Source organism: Acidimicrobiales bacterium, assembly GCA_035540975.1.
Taxonomy (GTDB): Bacteria; Actinomycetota; Acidimicrobiia; order Acidimicrobiales.
The window spans coordinates 1-6,021 of sequence record DATLFN010000149.1 but is presented as its reverse complement, the minus strand read 5'-3'; the positions used below and the strand labels follow the sequence as shown (position 1 = coordinate 6,021).

Here is a 6,021-nt window from a genome sequence, read left to right as displayed (position 1 = left end):
GGGCCCCGGCAGGCGTCGTGGCCGGCGGCGGCGCGACGGGCGGTTGCCCCACCGGCTGGGTCGCGGCGGGGCGGGCGGGCGCGAAGGCGAAGCTCTGGCGGCCGATGGCGGCGTTCACGGACGCCACCAGGCCCGACGTGTCGCTCACCTGCTGGTCCAACGCAACCAGGCCCCATCGGGCACCTTCGCTGCGGAAGCCGAAGACGGCCGCCCACCGGTCGGCGAAGGAGCCGGTGCGGCCGTGGAGCGCGATGGTGGCGCCAACCAGGGCCTCGCCTGGCCGCAGCCCCGGCGTGAGCAGGCGCTCGTCGAACTGTGGCTCGTTCTCCAGTGCGGGGAGTAACACGCGGTAGAACCCGGCGGTGCGGCCCTCGGTCCTGCCGACCGACTCGGTGAAGCCGGCGCTCTTCGCCTCCAGCTGGTCGCCCAACTCGATCGCCGCAGCGAGGAAGCGGCGATCCCACGGGTCGCCGGGGTCGTAGTCGAGGGGCTTCGGCGACGTGGGGACGACGCCCAGCGAGGCGACCGCCACCTGCCGCAGGGCGGGGACGACCAACTCCCGGGCGGCGGAGCGCACGGCGACGCTGCCCTGGTAGGACGACGCCGACACGGCGAAGTCCCGGGAGATCTGGGCCACGCCGTCGACTATGAACTCGGAGCCGGCGCCCTCCACCACCACGGGCGCCTTCCCGCTGGTGACCAGCACGTCGGCGGCCACCAGGGAGATCCGAGTGCCGATCTCCACCTCGCTGCGTTCGCGGACCTCCAGGGTGCCGCCGTCGGCCAGGGAGATGGTGGCGGAACCGGCCAGCACCTTGACGTCGGTCCCGAAGTCCACCGTGACGGTGCCGTCGGCCAGGGCGAGGTCGTCGCCCGGCTCGGCGATCAGCACCCGGCTGCCCTCGGCGATCTCCACCGCTGCCTCGTTCGTCCCGACGTTCCCGTCCGAGCACCCCGCGGCCAGGGCGGCGATCACCGCGGTGACGAGCACGGCAGCGAGAAGAGGCCTCATCCTGCCTCTTCTCTCGGCACGTCGGGCAGGAAGATTGAGAGCTTGGAGCCTTTTCCCACCGCCGAGCGGCAGGTGAGCGCCCCGCCGTGGGCCTCCACCACCCGCCGGACGAACGCGAGCCCGAGCCCGAGACCCGCGTAGGGGGTCGTATCGGACGGATCGGCCTTGACGAACTCGGAGAAGACCTTCTCCTGCTCGTCCTCGGTCATCCCGATCCCGTGATCGAGCACGCCGATCTCCACTCCGCCCTCCACCGCCTCCACCGTCACCGACACCACCCCTCCGGCGGGCGAGAACTTCACGGCGTTGTCGAGCAGCTCGTCGAGGCACTTCACCAGCCGGCGCCGGTCGGCGAACACCGGCGGCACGGGCCGGCGGGTCCGCACCCGGCGGATGGTGTGCCCCGGCGCCCTGGCCTGCCACCGCCGGACCACCTCCTCCACCAGGGGCTTGGGGTCGAGCGCCTCCCTGCGCAGCGACACGCGGCCGGCCCCGGCGGCGGCGAAGAACTCGAGCATCTCCACGATGCGCAGGAGCACCTTCGACTGGGCGAGCATCTCCTGGTGCATCTCCCGGGCCTGGTCGGAGGGCACCTCCCGGCGAGTGAGGATCTCGGCGTAGCCCATCATCGGGACGAGCGGGTGGCGCAGCTCGTGGCCCACCCTCGTGAGGAACTGGGTCTTCATCTGCTCGACCTCCCGCTCGCGCGTCAGGTCGGCGAGGACGAGCACCCGGCCGCCCGAGTCGCTCCCGGGGCCGTGGAGCACCCCGACCGACACCGCCACCGGGACCGGCCGGCCGCCATTCCTGGTCACCCACCCCAGGGTGCTGGAGCGGCCCGGCGGTGTGGCCGTCGCCGCGAAGGCCGTACCGTCGTCGCCGACCAGTCGGATGATCTCGGCGAAGGGGCGACCGATGGCGTCGGAGTGATGGACGCCGATGAGCTGCTCGGCGGCGCGGTTGAAGTCGGTGACGAGCCCGTCGCCGTCGACGGCCACCAGGGCCTCGCCCATCCCGGCGACCACCGCTTCCAGCCGGCCCCGGAGCCGGATCTCCGCGGCTGTCTTGTCCTGCACCGACTCCGCCATCGAGTCGAAGGCGCGGCTCAGCACGCCGACCTCGTCGTCGCTGCGGACACCAGAGCGCACGTCGAAGTTGCCGCCCTCGATCGCCTCGGCCGCCGTGCGCAGCCGCGACAGGCCCGCTCCGATGCGGGCACCCACCAGCGAGGCGAAGAGGAGGGCCAGCATGGCGCCGCCCAGGGCGACCAGGAAGAGGTTGCGGAACAGCTCGTCGCGGGTGCGGTTGACCAGCGTGGTCGGCGTGGAGGCGACCAGGGCCAGCGCCGGCGTGCCGTCGTTGGCGAGCACGGGCGTCACTGCCACGAAGCGGTCCTCCACCAGCCCCGACGACGCCCGGCCGTCGACCAGGGCGGCCCGCACCATGGCCGACGTGCCCGGTCCCGGAGGCTGGACGCCGTGGGTCGCCACCGGGCCCGAGTTGGCGAACATCGCCAGCGAGAGGTCGCCGTCGTCCTGGGCCCGGAGCGCAAGGTAGTTGTCGTCCAGGGCCCTGAGCGCGACCACCACACCTTCGATTCCCTCGAGCTGCTCGTCGCCCGGATCGAGCTCCACGTGGTAGGCGCCGACGGTGACCGCCTGGTCCCCGATGAGGTCGACCGACCCTCGCTCGCCTCCCTTCTGGATGACCTCGGCGACGACCGACGACCCGGCCAGCTCCAGCGCCTTCTCCGGCGAGGAGATGTTCCCGAACACGCCCTGCACGGCGCCGGTCGGCCCGACGTAGACGAAGGAGACCTCGCTGAAGAACCGCTCGGAGAGATCGGCGAGGTTGCGGGACATCAGGTCGCTGGCCTCCGTGGCCCGAGCCGCGGCCAGAACCCTGGCCGGGTCGACGGTCACGGCGACTGCGACAATCTTGGCGTACTTCAGGTATTCGAGGTGGCTGAACCGGGCTGCCGTGGCCTCGGTGGCCGCCCGGCCTTCCAGGCGCTGGACGGCGCTGTCCTCGACGGTGTTGACCAGCACGGCGGAGACGGCGACCCCGAGCACGAGGACGACGATCAGCAGCGTCGTGGCGGCGGTGGCCGCGAAGCGGGCGGCGATCGACCGGCGGCTCGCGGCGAGCACCGACCCGCCCAGGGCGATGCCGCCGGCGGTGAGAAGGACCCGGGCGGCCGTCCCCGAGGTGTCGGCGTCGACGACGGTCGCCGCCCCGACGAGGGCGGCCGAGGCCACGAGGAGCCCGCTGGCGAGGCGACCGGCGGCCCAGCCCCGGACGACCCCGACGACCATGGCGGCGACGCCTGCCGCACGCAGGCCGACGACCAGCGGCGCTCCCCCGTCGTCCACCAGCGCCGAGCCGTGGAGGAAGGCGGACGCGGCGAAGGAGGCGAAGCCGATGGCGAGCGCGGTGGTGCCGATGGTCTCGCGGCTCAGGAGCGCGCTGCGCAGCGCCACGACAGCCAGCCCGGAGGCGGCCGCGAGGAAGAGCACGAACTCGGCGGCGAATTGGAACTGAGCGCTCGAAGCGGACATCCGGGGTTACTTATCGACAGCCGCGGCGTCGCTGTGAGGCGTACGGGCGATCGGGATCCGCAGAGCGTACCGGTCGCCCGCCGCCGGGCTTCGGGGACTCCTCGATCGCTACCCGACGGTCCCCGCCGGGCCCTTCCCCAGGGCACTGACGTCGCCGCCGAGGCGGGCCATGACGGCCAGCGCCTCGTCGAGGGTCGCCACCTTCATGATGTCCAGGTACGCGCCGGCGTGGGCCACCGCCTCGTCGTACTCGCCCACCGGGACGAGGAAGACGTCGGCGCCGGCCGCTCGCACCGCAGCGGTCTTCTGGACCACGCCCCCGACGTTCCCGACGGAACCGTCCAACTCGATGGTGCCGGTCGCCGCCACCTTCTTGCCGCCCGTGAGCTCCCCGACGCTCAGGTGGTCGATCACGCCGAGGGTGAAGGCCAGGCCGGCAGAGGGGCCGCCGATGGTCCCCGAGTCGATGACCACCTCGAACGGGTAGTCGAACTTCTGCTCCTTGGTGCGCAGGACAACCCCCAAGAAACCGTCGGAGGTGCCGTCCCGTGCGGCCAGGACGATCTCTTCGACCCGGACCTCACCGTTCACACCGGTGACGTCGAGACGCACCGTCTCGCCCGCCTTGTGCGACCGGATGGCGGCCACCACCTCCTGCGACAGGGTGGTGGGCCGCCCGTCGACGCCGACGACGACCTCGCCCTGGGCGAGCCGGCCGTCGGCCGGTGAACCCTTCTCGATCTGGACGAGCAGGGCGCCCTTGCCCTGCTCGGGGACCTGGTAGCCCAGCCGGCGCAAGGCGACGACGACGGCCGCCTGCTTGGAGTCGTCCATCAGCTGGAGGTTCTGCTTGGTGAAGTCGTCCCGCTGCGTCGTGCCCAGCACCTGGTCCTCGGGGAGGACGTCGATCTCGGTGTCGAGCCATCCCCGCAACGCCTGGAGGGCGTTCACCTGGGACAACGACACCGTGCTCAGCAGCACCCGGCCCTCGGGGGGGAACTCACGGTCGTCCGGTACCCGGATTAGGTCGTTGACCTGGCGGGCGTCACCCGGGGAGAGCGCGTAGTACGGGAGGTTGAGCTGGGCGGCACCGAGCAGGAGCAGCACGGCGACCACCCCGGGGACGGCCCAGCGCGCCCAGCGCCGCGGGCGCGGCTCCGGTTGCGGCTGCCAGGAGAGCGGCGCCTGCGGCACTACCATCGGATCGATCGTGTCCATGTATTTCGCTTCTCAGGCACAGCCTGCCATGGAACGGGAACCAATCCGCCGCGAGCGAGACCGCCGGCAGTGACCAACCCCCGGGACGCCGGCCCCCATTCCCGCGAGGGCGCCCCGGCGCCGGGGACGGGGAGCCCGGCGGGCGAGGCGGCTTTGCCCGACAAGCCGATCCTGGAGTGGACCGAGGAGGACTGGGCGCGCTGGATCGCCGGCCCGGCGCCGGCATCCCCGCCCCCGCCCGGTCCGTCGCCGCCGACGCCGTCGCCGTCGAGGTCGCCGGAGGACGACCTCCGGCCCGAGCCCGAGCCCTCGGCGGAGGAGGAGCCGGAGATCTGGGTGGAGCTGGACACCACCAGCGAGATGGACGTCTGGGCCGAGCTGGGAGCCGACGCCGACGACGAGGCGGCGGCGGCGGCAGCAGCACCGGCCACGACCGCAGGCCCGCCGGCGGGTGTCGAGAGCGAGGACCCCGAGCCGGCCGAGGCCGGGCGTGTCGCCTCCGCGGTCGCCGCCACCGGACCGGTGGCCGCCGTAGACGTGGAAGACGGGACGTCGCTCGGGACGACCACCGAGGAGCGGGACGCGTGGGCCCCCGATATGCCGGCGGCCCCCGGGACCACGGCGCAGGGACGCTCCGGGCCCGCCGTGGCCGAGGTGGACGAGCCGCTGGCGGTGGCCGCCGAGGTGGACGAGCCGCTGGTGGTGGCCGCCGAGGACGCCGGCGAGGTGGACGAGCCGCTGGCGGTGGCCGCCGAGGACGCCGGCGAGCCGTCCACCGTCAGCGCCGAGGACGCCGTCGAGTCGATCGCCGTGGTGGCGGACGAGGCGCCGTCCGCCGTGGCTGCGGAGGCGGGCGCGGGGGCCGCGGCGGACGAGCCGCTGCTTCCCGGCGTGGTCGCCGCCGAGGACGCCGCGGACGCCGAGGACGCGGGCGGGGCGGCGACGGTGGCCGGCCGAGAACCGGTCGTCGAACCCGTCGCACCGGACGAGGAGCCCGCCCGACCGGCGGAGCGGGCGGAGCGGGAGTGGTGGGAGGCGGTCCCGGCGCCCCTGCCGCCGCCGTCGCGACCGAGCGCGGTCGACGGGCGCGGCGATGCAGGGCCCGTCGCGCCGACCCCCACGCGGGCGCTGAGGGAGCTGGCGGACGTGCCGCCCGCCGCGCCGCACCCGGTCCTCCCACCCCCGGCGCGGCGGGCGGCACGTCCGCCAGCTCCCTCAGCGCCCGCGTGGGGG

Annotated in this window: 4 protein-coding genes; 1 reads left to right on the top strand and 3 read right to left on the bottom strand. The window is 74.0% G+C overall.

Features of this window, described 5'->3' with window-relative positions; genetic code table 11:
- From VM242_15025 to VM242_15015, 3 genes are all read right to left on the bottom strand, one after another.
- Positions 1–1,012: hypothetical protein (locus tag VM242_15025; protein ID HVM06476.1), on the bottom strand; the 1,012-nt coding region annotated here is incomplete at its 3' end.
- Positions 1,009–3,570, bottom strand: coding sequence for an ATP-binding protein (locus VM242_15020; GenBank protein HVM06475.1), 2,562 nt, complete (start codon positions 3,568–3,570; stop codon positions 1,009–1,011). The genes VM242_15025 and VM242_15020, both read right to left, overlap by 4 nt.
- 108 nt (positions 3,571–3,678) lie before the next feature.
- Entirely contained in the window at positions 3,679–4,770 is a 1,092-nt protein-coding gene (locus tag VM242_15015; GenBank protein HVM06474.1) for a PDZ domain-containing protein, read from the bottom strand.
- A gap of 87 nt (positions 4,771–4,857) precedes the next feature.
- Here VM242_15015 and VM242_15010 point away from each other — a divergent pair.
- Positions 4,858–6,021 (top strand): hypothetical protein (locus VM242_15010; GenBank protein ID HVM06473.1); only part of this gene is annotated, 1,164 nt, incomplete at its 3' end.